Origin of the sequence: Kitasatospora sp. NPDC017646 (assembly GCF_044329365.1) — a bacterium.
Classification (GTDB): Bacteria; Actinomycetota; Actinomycetes; order Streptomycetales; family Streptomycetaceae; genus Kitasatospora.
In genome coordinates this window covers 166,344-190,945 of record NZ_JBIRJC010000007.1, presented here as the reverse complement: position 1 = coordinate 190,945, position 24,602 = coordinate 166,344, and the positions used below count along the sequence as shown (strand labels likewise).

At 70.9% G+C, this 24,602-nt stretch carries 20 protein-coding genes and 3 pseudogenes; 16 read left to right on the top strand and 7 right to left on the bottom strand.

The features are described from left to right. Window positions 1–162: 162 nt before the first annotated feature. The 11 genes from uvrA (at window position 163) to ACH4J0_RS14395 (ending at window position 13,267) form a co-directional block, all read left to right on the top strand. Window positions 163–3,075, top strand: coding sequence for an excinuclease ABC subunit UvrA (gene uvrA / locus ACH4J0_RS14445; protein WP_396239821.1), 2,913 nt, complete (start codon window positions 163–165; stop codon window positions 3,073–3,075). Window positions 3,076–3,193: 118 nt separating this feature from the next. Beyond that, window positions 3,194–3,637 (top strand): Rieske (2Fe-2S) protein, encoded by a 444-nt coding sequence (locus tag ACH4J0_RS14440; RefSeq protein WP_396239819.1) that lies wholly within the window; start codon window positions 3,194–3,196, stop codon window positions 3,635–3,637. A 66-nt stretch (window positions 3,638–3,703) separates the two neighbouring features. Beyond that, window positions 3,704–5,773 (top strand): excinuclease ABC subunit UvrC, encoded by a 2,070-nt coding sequence (gene uvrC, locus ACH4J0_RS14435; protein WP_396239817.1) that lies wholly within the window; start codon window positions 3,704–3,706, stop codon window positions 5,771–5,773. A 118-nt stretch (window positions 5,774–5,891) separates the two neighbouring features. Continuing rightward, window positions 5,892–6,776, top strand: coding sequence for an RNase adapter RapZ (gene rapZ, locus ACH4J0_RS14430; protein ID WP_037830760.1), 885 nt, complete (start codon window positions 5,892–5,894; stop codon window positions 6,774–6,776). A 64-nt stretch (window positions 6,777–6,840) separates the two neighbouring features. Further along, the gene (gene yvcK / locus ACH4J0_RS14425; protein ID WP_396239971.1) at window positions 6,841–7,926 is read left to right on the top strand and encodes a uridine diphosphate-N-acetylglucosamine-binding protein YvcK; all 1,086 of its coding nucleotides are present in this window, start codon (window positions 6,841–6,843) and stop codon (window positions 7,924–7,926) included. After that, the gene (gene whiA, locus ACH4J0_RS14420; protein WP_030288283.1) at window positions 7,917–8,897 is read left to right on the top strand and encodes a DNA-binding protein WhiA; all 981 of its coding nucleotides are present in this window, start codon (window positions 7,917–7,919) and stop codon (window positions 8,895–8,897) included. The genes yvcK and whiA overlap by 10 nt, the downstream gene beginning before the upstream one ends. Window positions 8,898–9,299: 402 nt before the next feature. Then, complete coding sequence (gene gap, locus ACH4J0_RS14415; RefSeq protein WP_396239815.1) at window positions 9,300–10,307, top strand: type I glyceraldehyde-3-phosphate dehydrogenase; 1,008 nt, start codon at window positions 9,300–9,302, stop codon at window positions 10,305–10,307. A gap of 151 nt (window positions 10,308–10,458) precedes the next feature. Continuing rightward, window positions 10,459–11,661: a phosphoglycerate kinase gene (locus ACH4J0_RS14410; protein ID WP_396239813.1), complete on the top strand. Its 1,203-nt coding sequence runs from the start codon at window positions 10,459–10,461 to the stop codon at window positions 11,659–11,661. Window positions 11,662–11,665: 4 nt separating this feature from the next. Beyond that, complete coding sequence (gene tpiA, locus ACH4J0_RS14405; RefSeq protein WP_396239811.1) at window positions 11,666–12,451, top strand: triose-phosphate isomerase; 786 nt, start codon at window positions 11,666–11,668, stop codon at window positions 12,449–12,451. 87 nt (window positions 12,452–12,538) lie between these two features. Beyond that, window positions 12,539–12,775, top strand: coding sequence for a preprotein translocase subunit SecG (gene secG / locus ACH4J0_RS14400; RefSeq protein ID WP_030288291.1), 237 nt, complete (start codon window positions 12,539–12,541; stop codon window positions 12,773–12,775). 204 nt (window positions 12,776–12,979) lie between these two features. Beyond that, window positions 12,980–13,267, top strand: a complete 288-nt coding sequence (locus tag ACH4J0_RS14395) for an RNA polymerase-binding protein RbpA (RefSeq protein ID WP_030308030.1) — start codon at window positions 12,980–12,982, stop codon at window positions 13,265–13,267. An 80-nt stretch (window positions 13,268–13,347) separates the two neighbouring features. Here ACH4J0_RS14395 and pgl read toward each other — a convergent pair whose 3' ends face one another. The 5 genes from pgl to tkt form a co-directional block, all read right to left on the bottom strand. Then, window positions 13,348–14,136: a 6-phosphogluconolactonase gene (gene pgl, locus ACH4J0_RS14390; protein WP_396239809.1), complete on the bottom strand. Its 789-nt coding sequence runs from the start codon at window positions 14,134–14,136 to the stop codon at window positions 13,348–13,350. After that, entirely contained in the window at window positions 14,133–15,209 is a 1,077-nt protein-coding gene (gene opcA / locus ACH4J0_RS14385; RefSeq protein WP_396239807.1) for a glucose-6-phosphate dehydrogenase assembly protein OpcA, read from the bottom strand. Before opcA ends, pgl begins: the two co-directional genes overlap by 4 nt. Next, window positions 15,206–16,756: a glucose-6-phosphate dehydrogenase gene (zwf, locus tag ACH4J0_RS14380; RefSeq protein ID WP_396239969.1), complete on the bottom strand. Its 1,551-nt coding sequence runs from the start codon at window positions 16,754–16,756 to the stop codon at window positions 15,206–15,208. Before zwf ends, opcA begins: the two co-directional genes overlap by 4 nt. Before the next feature lie 63 nt (window positions 16,757–16,819). Next, a complete protein-coding gene (gene tal, locus ACH4J0_RS14375; protein WP_396239805.1) occupies window positions 16,820–17,962 on the bottom strand; it encodes a transaldolase in 1,143 nt (380 codons plus the stop codon). Window positions 17,963–18,047: 85 nt separating this feature from the next. Then, on the bottom strand, window positions 18,048–20,147 hold the full coding sequence (gene tkt / locus ACH4J0_RS14370; protein ID WP_396239803.1) for a transketolase: 2,100 nt from the start codon (window positions 20,145–20,147) through the stop codon (window positions 18,048–18,050). A 464-nt stretch (window positions 20,148–20,611) separates the two neighbouring features. On the opposite strand from tkt, the gene ACH4J0_RS14365 reads away from it, so the two are divergent. Next, window positions 20,612–21,559 carry a heme o synthase gene (locus tag ACH4J0_RS14365; protein WP_396239801.1) on the top strand — a complete coding sequence of 316 codons (948 nt, stop codon included), beginning with the start codon at window positions 20,612–20,614 and terminating at the stop codon, window positions 21,557–21,559. An 80-nt stretch (window positions 21,560–21,639) separates the two neighbouring features. Here ACH4J0_RS14365 and ACH4J0_RS14360 read toward each other — a convergent pair whose 3' ends face one another. After that, a complete protein-coding gene (locus ACH4J0_RS14360) occupies window positions 21,640–22,281 on the bottom strand; it encodes a DUF2461 domain-containing protein (RefSeq protein WP_396239799.1) in 642 nt (213 codons plus the stop codon). Between the two features lie 72 nt (window positions 22,282–22,353). On the opposite strand from ACH4J0_RS14360, the gene ACH4J0_RS14355 reads away from it, so the two are divergent. Both ACH4J0_RS14355 and ACH4J0_RS14350 read left to right on the top strand, forming a co-directional pair. After that, window positions 22,354–22,692, top strand: coding sequence for a hypothetical protein (locus tag ACH4J0_RS14355; RefSeq protein WP_396239797.1), 339 nt, complete (start codon window positions 22,354–22,356; stop codon window positions 22,690–22,692). Window positions 22,693–22,806: 114 nt separating this feature from the next. Further along, window positions 22,807–22,953 (top strand): hypothetical protein, encoded by a 147-nt coding sequence (locus ACH4J0_RS14350; protein WP_396239795.1) that lies wholly within the window; start codon window positions 22,807–22,809, stop codon window positions 22,951–22,953. A gap of 43 nt (window positions 22,954–22,996) precedes the next feature. Here ACH4J0_RS14350 and ACH4J0_RS14345 read toward each other — a convergent pair. Beyond that, window positions 22,997–23,598: pseudogene (locus ACH4J0_RS14345) on the bottom strand (methyltransferase); the annotation flags it as partial. A 234-nt stretch (window positions 23,599–23,832) separates the two neighbouring features. Between ACH4J0_RS14345 and ACH4J0_RS14340 the strand changes: the two are divergent. Beyond that, window positions 23,833–24,347 (top strand): annotated as a pseudogene (locus tag ACH4J0_RS14340) (HD family hydrolase); the annotation flags it as partial. A gap of 16 nt (window positions 24,348–24,363) precedes the next feature. Further along, a pseudogene (locus ACH4J0_RS14335) lies at window positions 24,364–24,576 on the top strand (NUDIX hydrolase); the annotation flags it as partial. Window positions 24,577–24,602 lie beyond the last annotated feature (26 nt).

Here is a 24,602-nt window from a genome sequence, read left to right as displayed (position 1 = left end):
CCGGGTACGGACGGTCCGGGAGGCGCTCTCACTCGTTCGGGTGGTCCCGGCTGGACAAGGTCGTGATTCGAACGTCTGAGCTAGTAGGCTGGCTGCCGCATCCTGGAAGAAGAACACCTCACACCGCAAGCCCTCTCGCCCCGGAGAAAGGCGCCAGAAGCAGTGGCCGACCGCCTCATCGTCCGCGGTGCTCGCGAGCACAACCTCAAGAACGTCTCGCTCGATCTGCCCCGCGACTCCCTCATCGTCTTCACGGGCCTCTCCGGCTCCGGCAAGTCCTCGCTCGCCTTCGACACGATCTTCGCCGAGGGCCAGCGCCGCTACGTCGAGTCGCTGTCCTCCTACGCCCGTCAGTTCCTCGGGCAGATGGACAAGCCCGACGTGGACTTCATCGAGGGCCTCTCCCCGGCCGTCTCGATCGACCAGAAGTCCACCAACCGCAACCCCCGTTCGACCGTCGGCACGATCACCGAGGTCTACGACTACCTGCGCCTGCTGTTCGCCCGGATCGGCAAGCCGCACTGTCCGCACTGCGGCCGCCCGATCGCCAAGCAGTCGCCCCAGGCGATCGTCGACAAGGTCCTGGAGCTCACCGAGGGCACCCGCTTCCAGGTGCTCAGCCCGGTGGTGCGCGAGCGCAAGGGCGAGTTCGTCGACCTCTTCGCCGACCTCCAGTCCAAGGGCTACTCCCGCGCCCGGGTCGACGGCGAGACGATCCAGCTCGCCGAGCCGCCGAAGCTGAAGAAGCAGGAGAAGCACACCGTCGAGGTGGTCATCGACCGCCTGACCGTCAAGGAGAGCGCCAAGCGGCGGCTCACCGACTCGGTGGAGACGGCCCTGCGGCTGTCCGGCGGCATGGTCGTGCTCGACTTCGTCGACCTCCCGGAGGGCGACCCCGAACGCGAGCGGATGTACTCCGAGCACCTCTACTGCCCGTACGACGACGTGTCGTTCGAGGAGCTGGAGCCGCGCTCGTTCTCCTTCAACTCGCCGTTCGGCGCCTGCCCGGACTGCTCGGGCCTGGGCAACCGGATGGAGGTCGACCCGGAGCTGGTCGTGCCCGACCCGGAGCGCTCACTGGACGAGGGCGCGATCCACCCGTGGTCGGCCGGGCACGCCAAGGACTACTTCCAGCGCCTGATCGACGCGCTCGCCGAGGAGCTCGGCTTCCGCACCGACATCCCCTGGGCCGGGCTGCCCGCCCGCGCCAAGAAGGCGCTGATGTACGGGCACAAGCACCAGGTGCAGGTCCGCTACCGCAACCGCTTCGGCCGCGAGCGCTCCTACAGCACCGGTTTCGAGGGCGCCGTCCCGTTCATCCAGCGCCGGCACACCGAGGCTGAGAGCGACAGCAGCCGCGAGCGCTTCGAGGGCTACATGCGCGAGGTGCCGTGCCCGACCTGCCAGGGCACCCGGCTCAAGCCGGTGGTGCTGGCGGTCACCGTCGAGGACAAGTCGATCGCCGACGTCTCCTCGATGTCGATCAGCGACTGCGCCGAGTTCCTGGGCGCGATGAAGCTCAACGACCGGGACAAGCAGATCGCCGAGCGGGTCCTCAAGGAGGTCAACGAGCGGCTGCGCTTCCTGGTCGACGTCGGCCTGGACTACCTCTCCCTGGACCGCGCGGCCGGCACCCTGTCCGGCGGCGAGGCCCAGCGCATCCGGCTGGCCACCCAGATCGGCTCCGGCCTGGTCGGCGTGCTGTACGTGCTGGACGAGCCGTCCATCGGCCTGCACCAGCGGGACAACCACCGGCTGATCGAGACGCTGGTGCGGCTGCGCGACATCGGCAACACCCTGATCGTGGTCGAGCACGACGAGGACACCATCAAGACCGCGGACTGGGTGGTCGACATCGGCCCGGGCGCCGGTGAGCACGGCGGCAAGGTGGTGCACTCCGGTTCGCTGAAGCAGCTGCTCTCCAACAAGGAGTCGCTGACCGGCCAGTACCTCTCCGGCAAGCGGTCCATCCCGATCCCGGCCACCCGCCGCGACCGGGACAAGAAGCGCCAGCTGACGGTGCACGGCGCCCGCGAGCACAACCTCAAGGACGTCACGGTCGGCTTCCCGCTCGGCACCCTGACGGCGATCACCGGCGTCTCCGGCTCCGGCAAGTCGACGCTGGTCAACGACATCCTCTACACCCACCTCGCCCGGGAGCTGAACGGCGCCCGCAGCGTGCCCGGCCGGCACACCCGGATCACCGGCACCGACCTGGTGGACAAGGTGGTGCACGTCGACCAGTCGCCGATCGGCCGCACCCCGCGGTCCAACCCGGCCACCTACACCGGGGTGTTCGACCACGTCCGCCGACTCTTCGCGGAGACCCAGGAGGCCAAGGTCCGCGGGTACCTCCCGGGCCGGTTCTCCTTCAACGTCAAGGGTGGCCGCTGCGAGAACTGCACCGGCGACGGCACCATCAAGATCGAGATGAACTTCCTGCCGGACGTCTACGTGCCGTGCGAGGTCTGCCACGGTGCCCGGTACAACCGGGAGACGCTGGAGGTGCACTACAAGGGCAAGTCCATCGCCGAGGTGCTGGACATGCCGATAGAGGAGGCGCTGGCCTTCTTCGAGGCCGTCCCCGCGATCGCCCGCCACCTGCGGACGCTCAACGACGTCGGCCTCGGCTACGTCCGGCTCGGCCAGTCCGCGCCGACGCTCTCCGGCGGCGAGGCGCAGCGCGTCAAGCTGGCCTCCGAGCTGCAGAAGCGCTCCACCGGGCGGACGGTCTACGTGCTGGACGAGCCGACCACCGGTCTGCACTTCGAGGACATCAGCAAGCTGATCAAGGTGCTCAGCGGGCTGGTCGACAAGGGCAACACGGTGATCGTGATCGAGCACAACCTCGACGTGATCAAGACCGCCGACTGGATCGTCGACATGGGCCCCGAAGGCGGCTCCGGCGGCGGCACGGTGGTCGCCGAGGGCACGCCGGAGCAGATCGCGGCCGTGTCGGAGAGTCACACCGGCAAGTTCCTGCGGGACATCCTCCCGGGTGACTTCGCGGACGCACCGGTCGCGGCGCCGGCCAAGAAGGCACCGCGCAAGCGGGCCGCCGCCGCCAAGAAGTAGGCCCCCGCCCGCCCCGCCGCTCCCAGGACGCTCACGAGGCGCCCGGGGAGCGGCGGGGCGCGTGCGGCATAGACTTCCGTGGTCCCTCGCAGCAGCAGCAACCCGTAGGAGCGCACCGATGTCCGAGGCCCCCGAGACCAGCCCCGCCACCTCCCGGCGCACCCTGCTCTGCGGTGCCGCGGCCGTCCTGGCGGCCGGGGGCACCGTGGCCGTCACCGGCTGCAGTTCCTCCGCCGGTTCCTCGGAGAAGAGCAGCGCCCCCCAGGGCGCGGTGGACCTCGGCCCGGCCTCGGCGATCCCGGAGGGCGGCGGCAAGGTCTTCCGCGAGCAGAAGATCGTGGTGACCCAGCCCGCCGCCGGCCAGTACAAGGCCTTCAGCGCCAAGTGCACCCACGCCGGCTGCATCGTGGACCAGGTGAAGCAGGAGCAGATCCAGTGCCCCTGCCACGGCAGCCGGTTCGGCATCGCCGACGGCGCGGTGCAGGACGGCCCGGCCCCCAGCCCGCTGCCCGCCTACGCCGTCACGGTCGAGGGCGGGAACCTCAAGGTGACCCCGAGCTGAAGCAGTTGAGCGCCTCCCTCTCGATCCCGTCCCCGCGGCCCCGACCGCACTCGGTACGGTGGAGCCATGGCTGACCCGAGCACCTACCGCCCGGCGCCGGGCGCGATCCCGACCTCCCCGGGCGTCTACAAGTTCCGTGACGCCCACGGCCGGGTCATCTACGTCGGCAAGGCCAAGAGCCTGCGCCCGCGCCTGTCGTCCTACTTCCAGGACCTGGCCGGGCTGCACCCGCGCACCGCGACCATGGTCACCACCGCCGCCTCGGTGGAGTGGACCGTGGTCGCCACCGAGGTCGAGGCGCTCCAGCTGGAGTACTCCTGGATCAAGGAGTACGACCCCCGCTTCAACGTCAAGTACCGCGACGACAAGAGCTATCCGGAACTCGCCGTCACCCTCGACGAGGAGTACCCGAGGGTCCAGGTGATGCGCGGGGCGCACAAGAAGGGCGTGCGCTACTTCGGTCCGTACGGGCACGCCTGGGCGATCCGCGAGACGGTCGACCTGCTGCTGCGCGTCTTCCCCGTCCGCACCTGCTCCAACGGCGTGTTCAAGCGCGCCCGGCAGGTCGGCCGCCCCTGTCTGCTCGGCTACATCGGCAAGTGCGCCGCCCCCTGCGTCGGCAAGGTCTCGGCGGACGAACACCGCGAACTGGCCGAGGACTTCTGCGACTTCATGGCCGGGCGCACCGGCAACTACCTGCGCCGGCTGGAAGACCGGATGCAGGAGGCCGCCGCCGACATGGAGTACGAGAAGGCGGCCCGGCTGCGGGACGACATCGGCGCCCTCAAGCGCGCGATGGAGAAGAACGCCATCGTGCTCGCCGACGCCACCGACGCCGACCTGCTGGCCGTCGCCGAGGACGAACTCGAAGCCGCCGTCCAGATCTTCCACGTCCGCGGCGGCCGGGTGCGCGGCCAGCGCGGCTGGGTCACCGACAAGGTCGAGGACGTCGACACCGCCGGACTCGTCGAGCACGCCCTCCAGCAGCTCTACGGCGCCGCCGCCCCGGACGAGCGCAACGAGTCCGTCCCGCGCGAGGTGCTCGTCCCCGCCCTGCCCGAGCCGCTCGCCCCCGTCCGGGAGTGGCTGAGCGGCCTGCGCGGCAGCCAGGTCGACCTGCGCATCCCGCAGCGCGGCGACAAGAAGGACCTGATGGCCACCGTGCAGCGCAACGCCCAGCAGGCGCTCGCACTGCACAAGACCAAGCGCGCCTCCGACCTCACCACCCGCAGCCGCGCCCTCCAGGAGATCGCCGACGCGCTGGAGCTGGACTCCGTCCCGCTGCGCATCGAGTGCTACGACATCTCCCACCTCCAGGGCGAGGACGTGGTCGCCTCGATGGTCGTCTTCGAGGACGGCCTGGCCCGCAAGAGCGAGTACCGGCGCTTCCAGATCAAGGGCTTCGAGGGCCAGGACGACGTCCGCTCGATGCACGAGGTGATCAGCCGCCGGTTCCGCCGCTACCTCCAGGAGCGCGAGCAGACCGGCGAATGGGCCGTCCCGGAGGAGGACGAGCCCGCCACCGCCGAACCCGGCCCCGCCGCCGGCGCCCGGGACGAGGAGGGCCGCCCCAAGCGCTTCGCCTACCCGCCGCAGCTGCTGGTGGTCGACGGCGGCCAGCCGCAGGTCGCCGCCGCCAGGCGCGCCCTGGAGGAACTCGGCATCGACGACGTCGCGCTGTGCGGCCTGGCCAAGCGCCTGGAGGAGGTCTGGCTGCCCGGCGAGGACGACCCGGTCGTGCTGCCGCGCTCCAGCGAGGGCCTCTACCTGCTCCAGCGGGTGCGCGACGAGGCCCACCGCTTCGCGATCAGCTATCAGCGCAACAAGCGTTCCAAGCGACTCACCGCCGGGGAACTGGACTCCGTCCCGGGCCTCGGCGAAACTCGCCGCCGGGCGCTGCTCAAGCACTTCGGCTCGCTGAAGAAGCTCCGGGCCGCCACCGTCGACGAGATCTGCGCAGTACCCGGCATCGGACGCCGCACCGCGGAGACTGTTGCGGCGGCGTTGTCGTCCCGTACACCCGCCGCACCCGCGGTCAACACCGCGACCGGCGAGATCATCGAGGACGGGGCCGACCAAGCCGCCGAGCCGGTGGCCGCAGCACCCCAGACCGCACCATCCCAGGAGACGCCATGACGGCCCGCGCCGCCCGTCCATCGGCGCGCCCCGAACCCGCCCGCCTGTCCGGGACGGGGAAGGGCGGCCGTGCCGTGCGCGTTCTCCCCAGTAGAAAGACCGAGAGCGGGGAACCGAAGTGACCGTGTCAGACGTGGCTGAGAACGCGCCGGAGCTGGTGATCATCTCCGGCATGTCCGGAGCCGGCCGCTCCACCGCCGCGAAGTGCCTGGAGGACCTGGGCTGGTTCGTGGTGGACAACCTGCCGCCGGCCCTGATCCCCACCATGGTCGACCTGGGCGCCCGTTCCCAGGGCAACGTCGCCCGGATCGGCGTGGTCGTGGACGTCCGCGGCCGCCAGTTCTTCGACGACCTGCTCACCTCGCTGGACGAGCTGGAGAAGCGCGGCGTCCGGCTGCGGGTGGTCTTCCTCGACTCCTCCGACGAGGCCCTGGTCCGCCGCTTCGAGAGCGTCCGCCGCCCGCACCCGCTGCAGGCCGACGGCCGGATCGTGGACGGCATCGCCCAGGAGCGCGACCTCCTGCGCGACCTGCGCGGCGAGGCCGACCTGGTGATCGACACCTCCAACCTCAACGTGCACCAGCTGCGCGCCAAGCTGGACGCCCAGTTCGCCGACCACGACGAGCCCGAACTGCGCGCCACCGTGATGTCCTTCGGCTTCAAGTACGGCCTGCCGGTCGACGCCGACCTCGTGGTGGACTGCCGCTTCCTGCCCAACCCGCACTGGGTGCCCGAGCTGCGGGCCCGCACCGGCACCGACGCGGACGTCGCCGACTACGTCTTCCAGCAGCCCGGCGCCAACGAGTTCCTGGACGGCTACGCCGAACTGCTCCGGATCGTTACCGAGGGCTACCGGCGGGAGGGGAAGCGCTACATGACGCTTGCCGTAGGCTGCACCGGTGGCAAGCACCGCAGCGTCGCCATGTCCGAGCGTCTGACCAAGCGTCTCATCGCCGACGGAGTCGAGACGGTGCTCGTCCACCGTGACATGGGACGGGAGTAACCGCCGCCTTCCCTGCCGGGCCGCCGGCGGAGCCGGTGGCGGGGTCGAGGAACGCGAGGTGAGTGTGGCGGGATACGTGCCCGGGCGGCAGCCGCAGAGCAGGACCGGCGAACGGACGGGCATCCCGTCGCCGAGCCGTCCGCGCAGCAGTCCCGCCCGGGCCAATCCGGCACCCCGGATCACCGCGCTCGGCGGCGGCCAGGGCCTGTCCGCCTCGCTGTCCGCGCTGCGCCGGCTCACCAGCGACCTCACCGCCGTGGTCACCGTCGCCGACGACGGGGGCTCCAGCGGGCGGCTGCGCGAGGAACTGGGGGTGCTGCCGCCCGGTGACCTGCGCAAGGCGCTCGCCGCGCTGTGCGGGGACGACGACTGGGGCCGCACCTGGTCCGAGGTGATCCAGCAGCGCTTCACCGGCAACGGCGAGCTGGGCGGCCACGCGGTCGGCAACCTGCTGATCGTCGCGCTCTGGGAGAAGCTGGGCGACCCGGTGGCGGCGCTGGACTGGGTCGGCCGGCTGCTGAACGTCCAGGGCCGGGTGCTGCCGATGTCGGCGGTACCGCTGGACATCGAGGCGACCGTGCGCGGCCACGACCCGGCCCGCCCGGCCGAGGTCTCGGCCGTCCGCGGCCAGGCCAGCGTCGCGGCCACCCCCGGCACCGTGCAGTCGATCCGGCTGCTGCCGGACGAGCCGCCGGCCGTGCCGGAGGCGGTCACCGCGGTCCGGGAGGCGGACTGGGTGGTGCTCGGCCCCGGCTCCTGGTTCACCAGCGTGCTTCCGCACCTGCTGGTGCCCGAGCTGGCCAAGGCGCTGATGGAGACCCGCGCCCGCCGCCTGCTCACCCTGAACCTGGCCCCGCAGCCCGGCGAGACCGAGGGATTCACCCCCCAGCGCCACCTGGAGGTCATCGCCGACCACGCTCCCGGCCTCGCGGTGGATGCGATCCTGGTGGACGAGTGCGCCGTCACGGGCGGCGCCTTCGGCCAGGCGGACCTGGCCGGTCTGGAGAAGGCCGCCGAACGGATGGGCGCCGCTCTGGTGCTCGGTACGGTGGCCCGCACCGACGGCACCCCGCGACACGACCCCGAGCTGTTGGCCGCCGCGTACGACCGGATTTTCCGGACACATGGAAGGATCGGGCCATGGCGATGACTCCAGCGGTGAAGGACGAGATCAGCCGGCTCCCGGTCACCCGGGCCTGCTGTCGCAAGGCGGAGGTGTCGGCGATCCTGCGGTTCGCGGGCGGGCTGCACATCGTGAGCGGCCGCATCGTGATCGAGGCGGAGCTGGACACCGGGGCGGCGGCACGGCGGCTGCGCAAGGATCTGCTGGAGATCTTCGGACACTCCTCCGACCTCGTGGTGATGGCGCCCGGCGGCCTGCGGCGCGGCAGCCGCTTCGTCGTCCGGGTGGTCAAGGACGGCGAGCTGCTCGCCCGCCAGACCGGCCTGGTGGACGGTCGAGGCCGGCCGATCCGGGGCCTGCCCCCGGCGGTCGTCTCCGGGGCCACCTGCGACGCCGAGGCCGCCTGGCGCGGAGCCTTCCTGGCGCACGGCTCGCTCACCGAGCCGGGCCGTTCCTCCTCGCTGGAGATCACCTGCCCCGGTTCCGAGGCGGCGCTGGCGCTGGTCGGCGCGGCCCGTCGGCTCGGCATCCCGGCCAAGGCCCGCGAGGTGCGCGGGGTGGACCGGGTGGTCATCCGCGACGGCGACGCGATCGGCGCGCTGCTGACCCGGCTGGGGGCACACGAGTCGGTGCTCGCCTGGGAGGAGCGCCGGATGCGGCGCGAGGTCCGGGCCACCGCCAACCGGCTGGCCAACTTCGACGACGCCAACCTGCGCCGCTCGGCCCGGGCCGCGGTGGCGGCCGGCGCCCGGGTGGCCCGCGCGCTGGAGATCCTCGGCGAGGAGGTGCCCGAGCACCTGGCCGCGGCCGGCCAGCTGCGGATGCAGCACAAGCAGGCCTCGCTGGAGGAGCTGGGCGCGCTCGCCGACCCGCCGCTGACCAAGGACGCGGTGGCCGGCCGGATCCGCCGCCTGCTGGCGATGGCCGACAAGCGCGCCGCCGAGCTCGGTCTGCCGAGCACCGAGGCCAACCTGACCGACGAGATGGCGCTCAACTGACGCAGCGCTTCGCGCGCGAGGCACCCGCCCCGAGGACGAAGGGCGCGCCGGTGCCGAAAGGGAGAAGAGAGGGAGCGCCGACCGCCGGCACCGGGTCGGAGCGCCCCGGAGGCGAGCGGGCGAGCAACGGCCGGTGTCCGGATTCCGGGGCACCGGCCGTCGCCGTGTCCGGGCCCGGACGGGATCGGACGGAGATTCCAAATTGGTCAAGACCACTTGACCAGGACCAACGGCCCGGGGCGGCAGGGACGGAGGGCTCGGCATCGCGCCACGCCACGTCTTGCCAGGTGGCGCGATGTGCCCTCCCAGGCCCGGGAGAGGTAGGGTCGTAGGCGGTCGGGGACTTCCCAAATCTCATCCCCGTCGGCTCAGCGCCGGCGTACCTAACGAGGAGATCGGTTCGTGACGATCCGGGTAGGCATCAACGGCTTCGGCCGCATCGGCCGCAACTTCTTCCGCGCCGTCAAGGCCCAGGGCGCGGACATCGAGATCGTCGGTGTCAACGACCTCACCGACACGAAGACCCTGGCTCACCTGCTCAAGTACGACACCACCCTGGGCACCTTCCCGGGCGAGGTCTCGCACACCGAGGACAGCATCACCGTCGACGGCCGCACCTTCAAGGTGACCGCCGAGCGTGACCCGGCCAACCTGCCGTGGGCCGCCCTGGGCGCCGACATCGTCGTCGAGTCCACCGGCATCTTCACCAAGGCCGAGGCCGCGAAGAAGCACCTCGCCGCCGGCGCGAAGAAGGTCATCATCTCGGCGCCCGCCACCGACGAGGACGTCACCATCGTCCTGGGTGTCAACGACGACAAGTACGACGCCGCCAACCACCACGTCATCTCCAACGCCTCCTGCACCACCAACTGCGTGGCGCCGATGGCGAAGGTGCTGAACGAGAGCTTCGGCATCGTCAAGGGTCTGATGACCACCGTCCACGCGTTCACCAACGACCAGGTGACCCTGGACTTCCCGCACAAGGACCTGCGCCGTGCTCGTGCGGCCTCGCAGAACATCATCCCGACCTCGACCGGCGCCGCCAAGGCGACCGCCCTGGTCCTGCCGGAGCTGAAGGGCAAGCTGGACGGCACCTCGCTGCGCGTCCCGGTCCCGACCGGTTCGATCACCGACCTGGTCGTCACCCTGGAGCGCGAGGTCACCAAGGACGAGGTCAACGCGGCCTTCCAGAAGGCCTCGCAGGAGGGCCCGCTCAAGGGCATCCTGGCCTACACCGAGGACCCGATCGTCTCCTCGGACATCGTCAACGACCCGGCCTCCTGCATCTTCGACTCCAGCCTGACCATGGTCCAGGGCAACCAGGTCAAGGTGCTCGGCTGGTACGACAACGAGTGGGGCTACTCGAACCGCGTCGTCGATCTGGTCGCCCTCGTCGGCGGGCAGCTCTGACGCGGTGGGAGCTGACGTGATGTAGGGGCGAGGGCCCGGACGGCGGAACGTGCCGACCGGGCCCTCGCTCTGCGTACAAGGACTTCTCAGGCGGCCCCTGCGCCGTGCCGCCTCTGCGCATCAACCATCTCCCCAGGAGACCGAAGAACCCGTGAAGACCATCGAAGACCTGGACGTCGCCGGCAAGCGCGTCTTCGTACGCGCCGACCTGAACGTCCCGCTGTCGGACGGCCGGATCACCGACGACGGCCGGATCCGCGCCGTCGCCCCGACCATCGCCAAGCTCGTCGAGCGCGGTGCCAAGGTCGTCGTCGCCTCCCACCTCGGCCGTCCCAAGGGCGCGCCGGACCCGCAGTTCTCGCTGGCCCCGGTCGCCGAGCGACTCGGCGAGATCCTCGGCGGGCCGGTCGCCTTCGCCGCCGACACCGTGGGCGGGTCCGCCGAGTCCGCCGTCGCCGCGCTGGCCGACGGCGAGGTCGCGCTGCTGGAGAACCTGCGCTTCAACGCCGGTGAGACCAGCAAGGACGACGCCGAGCGCAAGGCCTTCGCCGAGCAGCTGGCCACCCTGGCCGACCTGTACGTCGGCGACGGCTTCGGCGCCGTGCACCGCAAGCACGCCTCGGTGTACGACCTGCCGGCCCTGCTGCCGCACGCCGCCGGCGACCTGATCGCCACCGAGGTCGGCGTGCTGAAGAAGCTCACCGAGGACGTCGAGCGCCCGTACGTCGTCGTGCTCGGCGGCGCCAAGGTGTCGGACAAGCTCGGTGTGATCGACAACCTGCTGAAGAAGGCCGACCGGATCCTGATCGGCGGCGGCATGGCGTACACCTTCCTCAAGGCCAAGGGCCACGAGGTCGGCATCTCGCTGCTGCAGGAGGACCAGGTCCCGACCGTCCTGGGCTACCTGGCCGAGGCCGAGCAGCGGGGCGTCGAGTTCGTCCTGCCCGTGGACGTCCTGGTCTCCGCCGAGTTCCCGGACCTCAAGGGCAAGACCCCGGCGAACTACGAGGTCGTCGGCTCGGACGCGATCCCGGCCGACAAGGAGGGCCTGGACATCGGCCCGAAGACCCGCGAGCTCTACGCGGCGAAGCTGGCCGACGCCGGCACGGTGTTCTGGAACGGCCCGATGGGCGTCTTCGAGCACCCGGACTACGCGAACGGCACCAAGGCCGTCGCTCAGGCCCTGACCGACAGTGCAGCGTTCACCGTGGTCGGTGGCGGCGACTCCGCCGCGGCCGTCCGCATCCTGGGCTTCGACGAGACGAAGTTCGGGCACATCTCGACCGGCGGTGGCGCGAGCCTCGAGTACCTGGAGGGCAAGACCCTCCCCGGTCTCGCCGCCCTGGAAGGCTGAAAGCATGACTGAGCGTCTCCCGCTGATGGCGGGCAACTGGAAGATGAACCTCAACCACCTCGAGGCCATCCAGCACACCCAGAAGCTGGCCTTCGCGCTGGCCGACAAGGACTACGAGGCCGTCGAGGTGGCCGTCCTGGTGCCGTTCACCGACCTGCGGTCGGTGCAGACCCTGGTCTTCGGCGACAAGCTGAAGATCAAGTACGGCTCGCAGGACATCTCGCAGCACGACGGCGGCGCCTACACCGGCGAGGTCTCCGGCCCGATGCTGGCCAAGCTCCAGTGCACCTACGCGGTGATCGGCCACTCGGAGCGCCGCCAGTACCACGGCGAGAACGAGGAGATCGTCAACGCCAAGGTCAAGGCCGCCTACCGGGCCGGGGTCACCCCGATCCTGTGCGTCGGCGAGCCGCTGGAGATCCGCAAGGCCGGTACCCACGTCGAGTACACGCTGGCCCAGCTGGACGGTGCCCTGGAGGGCGTCCCGGCCGACCAGGCCGAGTCCGTCGTGGTCGCCTACGAGCCGGTCTGGGCGATCGGTACCGGCGAGGTGGCCACCCCGGAGGACGCGCAGGAGGTCTGCGCCGCCATCCGCCGGCGGATCGCCGAGCTGTACGACGCCGAGCTGGCCGACAAGGTCCGCGTGCTGTACGGCGGTTCGGTCAAGTCGTCGAGCGCGGCCGGCCTGATGGCCAAGCCCGACATCGACGGCGGCCTGATCGGCGGTGCCTCGCTGGACGCCGACGAGTTCGTCAAGATCGTGCGCTACCGTGAGCAGGCAGTAGGCTAACGCCGCCGCAGCAACGTAGGCTTTGGGGCCGGACCGCCGTACGCGGCCCGGCCCCTTCGCCGAAGATACGAGAGAGTTGGTCCCGCCGTGGTTCTCGGGTTCTCGATTGCCCTGATCGTCTTCAGCCTGCTGATGATCCTCCTGGTGCTGCTGCACAAGGGGAAGGGCGGCGGCCTGTCGGACATGTTCGGCGGCGGCGCGATGTCGACCGGCGGCGGTTCGGCGGTGGCCGAGCGCAACCTGGACCGCATCACCATCGTGGTGGGCATCGGCTGGTTCGCCTGCATCCTGGTGCTGGGCCTGGTCCTGAAGTACAAGAGCTGACACAACCCTGACGCCCCGTCGCCCGAGCGCCTATCCTTGGACGGTCGGGGCGTAGGCGATGGTGGCGGAAGCTTAGGTCCTGCTTACACTAGGACGACTTTCGCCACCGACGCGTACCGCGGCGGGTCGGCGCACCAGCACGCAGGGAGTCAGACCGTGGCAAGTGGCAACGCCATCCGTGGCAGCAGGGTCGGGGCCGGCCCGATGGGTGAGGCGGAGCGCGGCGAGTCCGCTCCGCGCAACCGGATCTCCTTCTGGTGCGCCAACAAGCACGAGACCCGGCCCAGCTTCGCCGCCGAGGCCGTCATCCCGGACACCTGGGACTGCCCGCGCTGCGGCTTCCCGGCCGGGCAGGACGAGCACAACCCGCCGGCGCCCTCGCGCAACGAGCCGTACAAGACCCACCTCGCCTACGTCCGCGAGCGGCGCACCGACGCCGACGGCGAGGCGATCCTCGCCGAGGCGCTGGCCAAGCTGCGCGGCGAGATCTGACCGCGCGAGCCGAGTGTCGGAGAAGCGGGAAGGGGCGCCACCGTCACGTGACGGTGGCGCCCCTTCGGCGTTCTCCGCGGCTAGGCCGAGGCCGGCGGGTACAGCTGGGCGGGGATCCGCTCCGCGGCGGCGCGGTCCAGCAGCCACAGGGTGCGGCTGCGGCCGTACGCGCCGGAGGCGGGCGCCTGGAGATCGCCGGGGCCGGACAGGGCCAGCGCGACCGCGCCCGCCTTGTCCTCGCCGGCGGCCAGCAGCCAGACCTCGCGGGCCGCCCGGATCGCCGGGAGGGTGAGCGAGATCCGGGTCGGCGGGGGCTTGGGGGCCCCGCGCACGCCGACCACGGTCAGCTCGGTCTCCCGCACGCCCGGGTGCTCCGGGAAGAGCGAGGCGACGTGGGTGTCCGGGCCGACGCCGAGCAGCAGCACGTCGAAGGCCGGGACGCCGAGCCGGTCGCCCGGTTCGGCGGCCTTCGCCAGCTCCTGCGCGTAGCGCGCGGCGGCGGCCTCCACGTCGGAGCCGTCCGCCCCGTCCGAGGCGGGCATCTCGTGCACCCGCGCCGGGTCGAGCGGGACGGCGTCCAGCAGTTCGGCGCGGGCCTGGACGGCGTTGCGGTCACCGTCGGCGGCGGGCACGAAGCGCTCGTCGCCCCACCAGAGGTCCAGCCGGCCCCAGTCGACCGCGTCGCGCGCCGGGGAGGCGGCGATCGCGGCCAGCAGGGCGTTGCCGTTGCGGCCGCCGGTGAGCACCACCGAGGCGGTGCCGCGGGCGGCCTGGGCGTCCACGATCCGGGTGATCAGCCGGGCCGCGGCCGCCTGGGCCATCAGCTCCTTGTCCCGGTGGACCACCAGTTGCGGAACGGCCCTGGTCATGCGCCGTCCTTGGCGGCGGCGCGCTTGCCGGCGGCCTTCTTCGCGGCGGGCTTCTTCTCCGCCTCGCCCGGTCCACTGTCCGTCTCGGCCACCGAGGCCTCGACCGCCTGGGCGATCTGCTCGGCGGCCGCCGGGACGGTGTCGTCGTGCTCGCGCAGCCGCTCGACGGGCGTGCGCACGGCCGTCGAGTAGATGTCGTCCGGGTCCAGCCGGCGCAGTTCCTCGGCGATCAGCTCCGAGGTCTCGCGCCGCTTGAGCGCCACCTGGCGGTCCGGCGAGCCGGGCATGGAGAGCATGCCCATCAGGCCGTCCGGGCGGTCCAGGGTGATGTCCCCGTCCTTGGTGCGCAGGCGCACCGCGGTGATGCCGGGGCCACCGGTGACGACCCGCTCGATCGGCACGTGCAGCCGGTTGAGCAGCCACAGGCCGAGCAGTTCGACGCTGGGGTTGTAGGACTCGCCCTCGACCGCCGCGGAGACGATGGTGGACGGCCGCTGGTCCAGCGCGGCGGCCAGCATCGAGCGCCAGCCGGTGAGCCGGGTCCAGGCGAGGTCGGTGTCGCCCGGGGTGTAGCTCTGGGCCCGCTGGCCGAGCTGGCCGACCGGGGACTCGGCGGTGACGGCGTCGGTGATCCGGCGCTGGGCGAGCGCGCCCAGCGGGTCCTGCGCCGGGTGCAGCGGGGCGTTCTCCGGCCACCAGACCACGGTCGGGGCGTCCGGCAGCAGCAGCGGCAGGACGACCGACTGCGCGTGCGAGGCGAGTTCGCCGTGCATGCGCAGGACAACCGTTTCTCCGGAGCCCGCGTCCGAGCCGACCAGGATCTCGGCGTCGAGCCGGGTCTCGGCGCGGGCCCGGGGCGAGCGGCCAGCGCGCTTGATCACCGCGAGGGTGCGCATCGGGTGCTCGCGGGAGGCGTCGTTGGCGGCCTTGAGGGCGTCGTAGGCGCTGCCCTCGTCGGTCACGATCACCAGGGTGAGCACCATGCCGGCGGCGGTGGAGCCGCTGGCCCGGCGCGCCTCCATCAGGGCGGCGTTGATCTTGCTGGACGTCGTGTTGGTGAGGTCGATCTTCATGGCCGGCGCCAGCTCCTGCCGTCTCGTGCGAGCATCTCGTCAGCCTCGGTGGGGCCCCAGGTGCCCGCCGCGTACTGGGCGGGCTTGCCGTGGGTGTCCCAGTACTTCTCGATCGGGTCGAGGATCTGCCAGGAGAGCTCGACCTCCTGGTGGCGCGGGAACAGGTTGGCGTCGCCGAGCAGCACGTCGAGGATGAGCCGCTCGTACGCCTCCGGGCTGGACTCGGTGAAGGACTCGCCGTAGGCGAAGTCCATCGTGACGTCCCGGACCTCGAAGGAGGTGCCCGGCACCTTGGAGCCGAACCGCACCGTCACGCCCTCGTCCGGCTGGACCCGGATGACCAGGGCGTTCTGCCCCAGCTCCTCGGTCGCGTAGGAGTCGAAGGGCAGGTACGGGGCGCGCTGGAAGACCACCGCGATCTCGGTGACCCGTCGGCCCAGCCGCTTGCCGGTGCGCAGGTAGAACGGGACGCCCGCCCAGCGGCGGTTGTTGATCTCCAGCTTGATGGCCGCGTAGGTGTCGGTCTTGGAGTCGGGGTCGATGCCGTCCTCGTCCAGGTAGCCGACGACCTCCTCGCCGCCCTGCCAGCCGGCCGCGTACTGGCCGCGCACGGTGTGCCGGCCGAGGTCGGTCGGGAGCTTGACGGCGCTGAGCACCTTGAGCTTCTCGGCCACCAGCGCCTTCGGGTGGAAGGACGCCGGCTCCTCGATGGCGGTGAGCGCCATCAGCTGCAGCAGGTGGTTCTGGATGACGTCACGGGCGGAGCCGATGCCGTCGTAGTAGCCGGCCCGGCCGCCGATGCCGATGTCCTCGGCCATGGTGATCTGCACGTGGTCGACGTACGACCGGTTCCAGATCGGCTCGAACATCTGGTTGGCGAAGCGCAGCGCCAGGATGTTCTGGACCGTCTCCTTGCCCAGGTAGTGGTCGATCCGGAAGACCTCGTCCCGGGGGAAGACCTCGTGGACGACCTTGTTGAGCTCCTGGGCGCTCTCCAGGTCGTGGCCGAAGGGCTTCTCGATGACGGCGCGGCGCCAGGAGCCCTGCGGCGGGTCGGCCAGGCCGTGCTTCTTGAGCTGCTGGACGACGGTCGGGAAGAACTTCGGCGGGACGGACAGGTAGAAGGCGAAGTTGCCGCCGGTGCCCTGGGCCTTGTCCAGCTCCTCGATGGTCTCGCGGAGCTTGTCGAAGGCGTCGTCGTCGTCGAAGGTGCCGTGGACGAAGCGCATGCCCTTGGCGAGCTGCTGCCAGACCTCCTCGCGGAACGGGGTCCGGGCGTGCTCCTTGACCGCGTCGTGGACTTCCTGGGCGAAGTCCTCGTTGTCCCACTCGCGGCGGGCGAAGCCGACCAGGGAGAAGCCCGGCGGCAGCAGGCCGCGGTTGGCCAGGTCGTAGATGGCCGGCATCAGCTTCTTGCGGGACAGGTCGCCGGTGACCCCGAAGATGACCAGGCCGGACGGCCCCGCGATGCGCGGGAGCCGCCGGTCGGAGGGGTCACGAAGCGGGTTGACGGGGGAGGGTGCGAGGTCGTCCGCGTCCGACGTCAACTCGGGGAAATCAGTGCTCACTTGGTGTGCTCCGCTTTCGTGCGCTGAGTGTGTGAGCGAAGGTCACTTCTCGGTGGCGAAGGAGGCCAGCGAGGCGGTGACGGTGTCGAGCAGCTCCTGCCAGGACTGCTCGAACTTCTGCACGCCCTCGTCCTCGAGGACCTGGACCACGTCGTCGTAGTCGACGCCGGCCGCCGCGACGGCGTCCAGGACGGCCTTGGCGTCGGCGTAGTTGGGGACGATGGTGTTGCCGCTGACCACGCCGTGGTCGCCGGCGGCGTCCAGGGTGGCCTCGGGCATGGTGTTGACGGTGCCCGGGGCGACCAGCTCCGTGACGTACAGGGTGTCCGGCAGGGCCGGGTCCTTGACGCCGGTGGAGGCCCACAGCGGGCGCTGCGGCTTGGCGCCGGCGGCCTCCAGGGCCTTCCAGCGGGCGCCGCCGTCGGTCTTGCCGTCGACCGAGCCGAAGACCTCCTCGTACGCCTGGTAGGCGAGGCGGGCGTTGGCCAGGGCGGCCTTGGAGCGCAGGTTCTTGGCGTCGCCGCCGACCTTGTCCAGGCGCTTGTCGATCTCGGTGTCCACGCGGGACACGAAGAAGGAGGCGACCGACTCGATCTGGGAGAGGTCCAGGCCCTTGGCCTTGGCGGTCTCCAGACCGGTCAGGTAGGCGTCCATGACGGCCTTGTAGCGCTCCAGCGAGAAGATCAGCGTGACGTTGACGCTGATGCCCAGGCCGATGACCTCGCTGATGGCCGGCAGGCCGGCCTCGGTGGCGGGGATCTTGATGAAGACGTTCGGGCGGTCGACCAGCCACCACAGCTGCTTGGCCTCGGCCACGGTCGGGGCGGTCTCGTGCGCCAGGCGCGGGTCGACCTCGATGGAGACCCGGCCGTCGCGGCCGTTGGAGGCGTCGTAGACCGGGCGCAGCACGTCGGCGGCGTCGCGCACGTCCGAGGTGGTGATCATGCGGATCGCCTCCTCGGTGGTGACCTTGCGGACGGCGAGGTCGCGCAGCTGGCCGTCGTAGGAGGTGTCGCCGCTGCCGGCGATGGCCTTCTGGAAGATGGTCGGGTTGGTGGTGACACCCACCACGTGCTTGTTCTGCACCAGCTCGGCCAGGTTGCCGGAGTTCAGCCGCTTGCGGCTGAGGTCGTCCAGCCAGATCGCAACGCCTTCGTCGCTGAGGCGCTTCAGTGCGTCAGTCATGGTGCTTCAGTCCTTCTTCTGCTTCGTGGGGTAGTCAGAGGGGCCGCGTACCCGCGTGCGGGCGAGGTACGCGGCCGGAGCGGAACTAGCGGTTGACGGCTTCCAGGGCGCGCAGGGCGTTGTGCGCCTCGGCGATCACGCGCTCGGCGGTCAGGCCGAACTCCTCGAACAGCACCTTGTAGTCGGCGGAGGCGCCGAAGTGCTCCAGCGAGACGATCCGGCCGTGGTCGCCGACCAGCTCGCGCCAGCCCTGGGCGATGCCGGCCTCGACCGAGACACGGGCCTTGACCGACGGCGGCAGCACGCTGTCGCGGTAGGCCTGGTCCTGCTCCTGGAACCACTCGAAGGACGGGACGGAGACCACCCGGGTGGCGATGCCCTCGGCCTCCAGGGCCTCGCGGGCCTGGACGGCCAGCTGGACCTCGGAGCCGGTGCCCAGCAGGATCAGCTGCGGGTCGCCGTTGGAGGCCTCGGCCAGCACGTAGGCGCCCTTGGCGGTGCCCTCGGCGGAGGCGAAGACCTCGCGGTCGAAGGTCGGGACGTTCTGGCGGGTGAGCGCCAGGCCGACCGGGCCGGGGTGGGTGGTCTGACGCTCGATGACGGTGCGCCAGGCGACGGCCGTCTCGTTGGCGTCGGCCGGGCGGACCATGGACAGGCCCGGGATGGCGCGCAGCGAGGCCATGTGCTCGACCGGCTGGTGGGTCGGGCCGTCCTCGCCGAGGCCGATCGAGTCGTGCGTCCAGACGTAGGTGACCGGCAGCTTCATCAGCGCGGCCAGGCGGACGGCGGGGCGCATGTAGTCGGCGAAGACCAGGAAGGTGCCGCCGTAGATGCGGGTCTTGCCGTGCAGGGCGATGCCGTTCATGGTCGAGCCCATGGCGTGCTCGCGGATGCCGAAGTGGATCGTCCGGCCGAACGGGCTGGCGGACTTCAGCGGGTTGCCCTCGGGGAGGAAGGAGCTGTCCTCGTCGATGGTGGTGAGGTTGGACTCCGCGAGGTCGGCCGAGCCGCCCCACAGCTCCGGGATCACCGCGCCGAGCGCCTTGAGGGTCTCGCCGGAGGCCTTGCGGGTGGCGACGTCCTTGCCGGCCGGGAAGGTCGGGACGGCCTTCTTCCAGCCCTCGGGCAGCTCGCCGGCCTGGATGCGGTCGAACTCGGCGGCCCGGTGCGGGTTGGCGGCGCGCCAGGCCTCGAAGCCCTGCTGCCACTGGTCGCGGGCGGCCTTGCCGCGCTTGATGACCTTGCGGGCGTGCTCGATGACCTGGTCGCTGACCTCGAAGGTCTTCTCCGGGTCGAAGCCCAGGACCTTCTTGGTGGCGGCGATCTCGGCGGCGCCGAGCGCGGAGCCGTGCGCCTTGGCGGTGTTCTGGGCGTCCGGGGCCGGCCAGGCGATGATCGTGCGCATCGCGATGATCGACGGGCGGGAGGTCTCGGCCTTGGCGGCGGCCAGCGCAGCGGCGAGGGCCTCGACGTCGACGTCGCCGTTGGCCTTCGGGGTGACGCGCTGGACGTGCCAGCCGTACGCCTCGTAGCGCTTCAGGACGTCCTCGGAGAAGGCGGTCTCGGTGTCGCCCTCGATCGAGATGTGGTTGTCGTCGTAGAGGGCGACGAGGTTGCCCAGCTTCTGGTGGCCGGCCAGCGAGGAGGCCTCGGCGGAGATGCCCTCCTCCAGGTCGCCGTCGGAGACGATGGCCCAGATGGTGTGGTCGAAGGGGGACTCCCCGGCGGCCGCCTCCGGGTCGAACAGGCCGCGCTCGAAGCGGGCGGCCATCGCCATGCCGACCGCGTTGGCGATGCCCTGGCCGAGCGGGCCGGTGGTGGTCTCCACGCCCGCGGTGTGGCCGTGCTCGGGGTGGCCCGGGGTACGGCTGCCGGCAACCCGGAAGGCCTTGAGGTCGTCCAGCTCCAGGCCGTAGCCCGAGAAGTACAGCTGGGTGTAGAGCGTAAGGCTGGTGTGCCCGGGGGAGAGGACGAAGCGGTCGCGGCCGACCCAGGCCGGGTCGGTCGGGTCGTGGCGCAGGAAGCGCTGGAAGATCAGGTACGCGGCGGGGGCGAGGGACATGGCCGTCCCGGGGTGCCCGTTACCGACCTTCTGGACAGCGTCCATCGCCAGGACGCGCGCCGTGTCAACCGTGCGCTCATCCAGGTCGCTCCACTCGAATGCGTTCGTCGGCGCAGTGCTCACCCTGTCTCAGGGCTCCTTCCATTGTGAAGAGTGACCCCGTGAATGGGGACCGGGTCGGCCACGGCGCTGTGGTCCCGACTGTGGATGGTGCCGGTCACGGAGGGTAGATCCCGCTTCTGCGTGCGAGCCTACCGTCCGGGCCGGGCATCACCCTCCGTGCCGGGACAACCGGGATTTCCGCATGGTGATTCCCACTAGGGCGGTACGGCTTGTTTTGTCCCAGGCTCTCCCGGTTTGCCTGGGCGCGCCGCCCGGGTGGTCGGGACGGGTTGCGCAGGCGCGCCGGGGCCGCTTCGTGGGTTCACCCAGGCGGTTGACCCGGGGGTGTGCCATCCGCCTCGCCGGGGGACCCCGGAGCCGGATGGGATATATGGAGCGTCTAAGGTGGCGTGGTACGCGCAGAGCGGACGATTTCGGGACCCTTCGTTCCTGTGGACGCCTGCGAGGATTCATCTTCAGTTGGGGTGTTAGTGACCGCCGTCGAAACCCGTCCCGCCGGGGTCACCGGGGCGACTCCTGCGCACCGGCCCATCGGGGCCCGTGTCGGCGCGTTCGTCGCACTGACCAAGCCGCGGATCATCGAGCTGCTGCTGATGAGCACCGTGCCGGTGATGTTCCTGGCCCAGCAGGGCGTGCCGAACATGCTGCTGGTGCTGAAGGTCGTGGTCGGCGGTTACCTCTCGGCGGGCGGCGCCAACGCCCTCAACATGTACATCGACCGCGACATCGACGCCCTGATGTCCCGCACCGAGCGTCGGCCGATCGTCACGGGGATGGTGTCGCCGCGCGAGGCGCTGGTGTTCGGCATCGTGCTCGGGGTCCTCTCCACCCTGCTGCTCGGCTTCGGCGTCAACTGGCTCTCCGCCGGACTGGCGCTCGGCGCGCTGCTGTTCTACGTGTTCGTGTACACGCTGGGACTCAAGCGGCGCACCTCGCAGAACATCGTCTGGGGCGGCATCGCCGGCTGCATGCCGGTGCTGATCGGCTGGTCCTCGGTGACGAACTCGGTGTCCTGGGCGGCGGTTGCGCTGTTCCTGGTGGTCTTCTTCTGGACGCCGCCGCACACCTGGGTGCTGTCCATGAAGGTGCGCGACGACTACGAGCGGGCCGGCGTGCCGATGCTCCCGGTCCTCAAGGGCAACGTGGCGGTCGGCAAGCAGGTCGTCGCCTACTCCTGGGTGATGGTGGCGGTCTCGCTGGCGGTCTGGCCGCTGGGGCACATGAGCTGGCTGTACCCCGTCGCCGCGGTGCTGCTCGGCGGCTTCTGGCTGCGCGAGGCGCACGCGCTGTACGGGCGGGCCAAGGCCGGGATCGTGGGCGCCAAGCTCAAGGAGATGCGGCTGTTCCACTGGTCGATCACCTACCTGTCGCTGCTGTTCGTGGTGTGCGCGATCGACCCGTTCGTGAAGTAGGGCTTGTCGGACGGAGAGAGCCCCGGTCCTGGTGGACCGGGGCTCTTCGCGTTCCAGCGGGACGGGAGTGGGGACGGGTTTCAGCGGGACGGGAGTTCCGACGGGCCGACGTGGCCGTCCAGCCAGTCCCGCAGCGGCTGGGAGGCGCGCAGGAAGTCGACGATCCGGGTGCGGGCGGCGCGGGTGCCCAGCCACTTCGCGGGCTCCCAGTCCTGCCAGGCCACCAGGCCCTTGTGCCGCAGCAGCTCGATCCTGGGGTGGTCCTTGGCGTAGCCGCGCGGGGCGGACTTGAGGGAGTCACGGCCGTGGACCCGCGGGCCCGCCTGCTCCACCCGGCCGATCACCCGCTCCAGCTCGGCGCCGCTGACGTCCTCGGCGACGGCGGCGCGGTAGCGCTCCAACTGGTCGGGGGCGAGCTGGTACATGCCGTTGCCGCAGGCCAGGCCGTCGGCGGAGAGCTGGATGTACCCGCCGGACTCCAGGTGCGCGCCGATGTGGGTCTTGTACGGGGACTTGTCGGCGCTGAAGCGGACGTCCCGGTTCGGGCGGAAGATCTTCCCCGGCCCGAACTCCGGCTCCAGCTCGGCGAGCAGCTCCTCCATCGGGGCCCGTACGGCGTCGTCGTACTGCTCCTTGTGGGCCTGCCAGAAGGTCTTCGAGTTGTCGGCCTCCAGGTGCTCGTAGAAGTCGAGCGCCTCGGTCGGCCAGCCTTTGAACGTCATGGTGCGAGTATGTGTCCCGGTGCACAGGGTGCTCCCGTCGCCAGGTCGTCTACCGGTGGGTAGCATGCGGGCATGAGCAGCGCATCGACCGACACCGCCGCCGCGCCGGACGCCCGTACCGAGCGCCGCGCCAAGCGCATCGCCAAGCACCTGACCAGCTTCGCCCAGCAGCACGGCGGCAGCGCCGACGCGGTCGTCGAGTACGTCGGCACCGCGGCCACCCGGATCGTCGTGGTCGGCGCGGACGGCGCCTGGGGCGACCAGGTGGCTCCCAGCTACGCCGTCGGCCGCCGGGCCGCCGAGCTGGCCGGTCTGACCCTGCACGACGACTTCGAGGGCGAGCTGGGGCTGAAGGTGAAGACCGGCTCGTACGAGTGGAAGCGCATGGCCGGCATCCAGCTCGGCGGCTGAGCGCGCCTGGTTCGAACGCTGACGGCCCGGCTCCCCCTGGGTGGGGGAGCCGGGCCGTTCTCGCTGGTCAGGGGCACTGGACGGCCCGGCGAGGGGTGACGCTACGGTACGCGCATGCATATCATCGGTGCCGGTGTCCGCGCGCTCGTGAGCGCGATCGCTGACGGCGACCCGCTGTGGCCCGCGGTGACGCTCTTCCTGCTGTCCTTCCCCCTCGCGATCGCCGCCGCGCTGGTCCGCGCCCGCCGCAGGCCTGAGTAGGACCGGCTCCCCGTGCGGGGCGGCTGCCGGGCCGTTCGCCGTTTCAGATGGGCAGGTTCCAGCCCGGGCCGTTCTCGTGCCCGATCCACACGCGTTGCCCTGACTCGGAGATGGTGCCCCGAAGTCCTCCTGGTGCGGCTCGCCGGCCTGTTGCCAGGCTTCGACGGCGCTCTCCACCTGGTCCCAGAGCCGGAGCGGGCCGCGCTGGACGACGGTCCACCCGCCTTTGGGGTTGGGCGTGGTCCGGGCCTGTGAGCCGGTGGCCACGTCGGAGAGGATCTGCTGTCCGCCGACTCCCATCCGCTCGGCCGAGGGCGCCGCTAGCTGCGCGACCCAACTGCCCGTCCAGGTGCTGATGATCTCGGGGTCGATTCGGGTCGGGCGTTCGTCTCCCGGGAGCAGCGACAGGCTTTGGCGGGGCGGCCGGTCGTCGGGGCGGGCGATCATGAAACTGGTGTAGCCGGGCAGGAAGCGGCCGGTGGCTTGCCCGAAGCCAGTCACGGTCAGTAGCGCGAGGCCGAAGCCGTAGGACCAGCCGGACAGGGTGACCAGGATCCGGCTGCCGGGCTTCACCTGGTGCAGCCATGGGACCGGGACGTAGCGGACCGAACAGGTGGCGATGAGCCGGTAGTTCATTCCATCTGGGCCCTGATCCTTTCTCGCCGAAACCTGCTCGACTCCGATCCTTATGTGGCACGGGAATTGGCTGGAAGAGTCGGTGTTCTGCTCGACGATGGAACTCTGTCTTCCGAGTCTCGGCGCAAGTTGGAATCTGTGTACTACGGTCTCCGGACAAGCGGTTACGGCGTTTGAGAGAGGTCGGCCGTGGCAGAGAACGGGCAGGCGAAGGGCACTGCGGGGTACCTGTTCGAGGCGGGGATGCTCAAGCGGGCGAAGCGGTCGGGCTGGTGGATTGCCGGGGTGAAGGACCCCGAGACGATCGCTGAACACTCCTTCCGCACCGGTGTCGTGGGTGCAGTCCTCGCGATGATGGAGGGTGCCGACCCGGCGAAGGTCGCCCTGCTGTGTCTCTTCCACGACACGCAGGAGACCCGCATCGGGGACATTCCGCACATCGGCCGGCGATGCCTGACCGCAGCCTCAAACGAGCGGGTGACTGCCGACCAGGTCAGCGCCGCCCACCCCGCTGTCGTAACCGGGGTCAACGCCGTCATCTCCGAGTACGAGAACGGTGAGAGCCTGGAGGTGGTTGTCGCGCACGACGCCGACAAGCTCGAATGCCTCCTCCAAGCCGTCGAGTACCGGGAGCAGGGCTACCAGAACGTCCAGCCCTGGATCGACAGCAGCCTCGGCAGCCTGAAACCGACTCCGCCCGGGAACTGGCCGAGGCAGCTCTCACGATGACCTCGCCGGCGTGGCAGAAGGTCTACCTCGGGTCTTCCGTGCATGAGTGTGAGCCGAGGGGTCGTCGCCCTCGTCTTCCGCTGTCGGCCGGACGGCGGGGTGGAGCGGCTCTCGGACGAGACGGTGGAGGTCGGCTGGCTCACGGTGGGCGACGTGGCGGAGCGCATGGCGGAGGCCTATGCCGTGCGTGTCCTGGACGCGCTTGGGGAGGACGCGGTGCCGAGTGTTCGCAGCCATGACGGGCGGCAGCTGTTGTGACACGTCGAAGGCCCCCATCCGTTTGG

Coding starts and splice junctions, on each gene's coding strand:
- ACH4J0_RS14395 (WP_030308030.1), top strand. CDS start 12,980: ATGGGTGAGGCGGAGCGCGGCGAGTCCGCTCCGCGCAACCGGATCTCC.
- ACH4J0_RS14360 (WP_396239799.1), bottom strand. CDS start 22,281: ATGACGTTCAAAGGCTGGCCGACCGAGGCGCTCGACTTCTACGAGCAC.
- uvrC (WP_396239817.1), top strand. CDS start 3,704: ATGGCTGACCCGAGCACCTACCGCCCGGCGCCGGGCGCGATCCCGACC.
- whiA (WP_030288283.1), top strand. CDS start 7,917: ATGGCGATGACTCCAGCGGTGAAGGACGAGATCAGCCGGCTCCCGGTC.
- pgl (WP_396239809.1), bottom strand. CDS start 14,136: ATGACCAGGGCCGTTCCGCAACTGGTGGTCCACCGGGACAAGGAGCTG.
- tpiA (WP_396239811.1), top strand. CDS start 11,666: ATGACTGAGCGTCTCCCGCTGATGGCGGGCAACTGGAAGATGAACCTC.
- ACH4J0_RS14440 (WP_396239819.1), top strand. CDS start 3,194: ATGTCCGAGGCCCCCGAGACCAGCCCCGCCACCTCCCGGCGCACCCTG.
- ACH4J0_RS14350 (WP_396239795.1), top strand. CDS start 22,807: ATGCATATCATCGGTGCCGGTGTCCGCGCGCTCGTGAGCGCGATCGCT.
- ACH4J0_RS14355 (WP_396239797.1), top strand. CDS start 22,354: ATGAGCAGCGCATCGACCGACACCGCCGCCGCGCCGGACGCCCGTACC.
- tal (WP_396239805.1), bottom strand. CDS start 17,962: ATGACTGACGCACTGAAGCGCCTCAGCGACGAAGGCGTTGCGATCTGG.
- opcA (WP_396239807.1), bottom strand. CDS start 15,209: ATGAAGATCGACCTCACCAACACGACGTCCAGCAAGATCAACGCCGCC.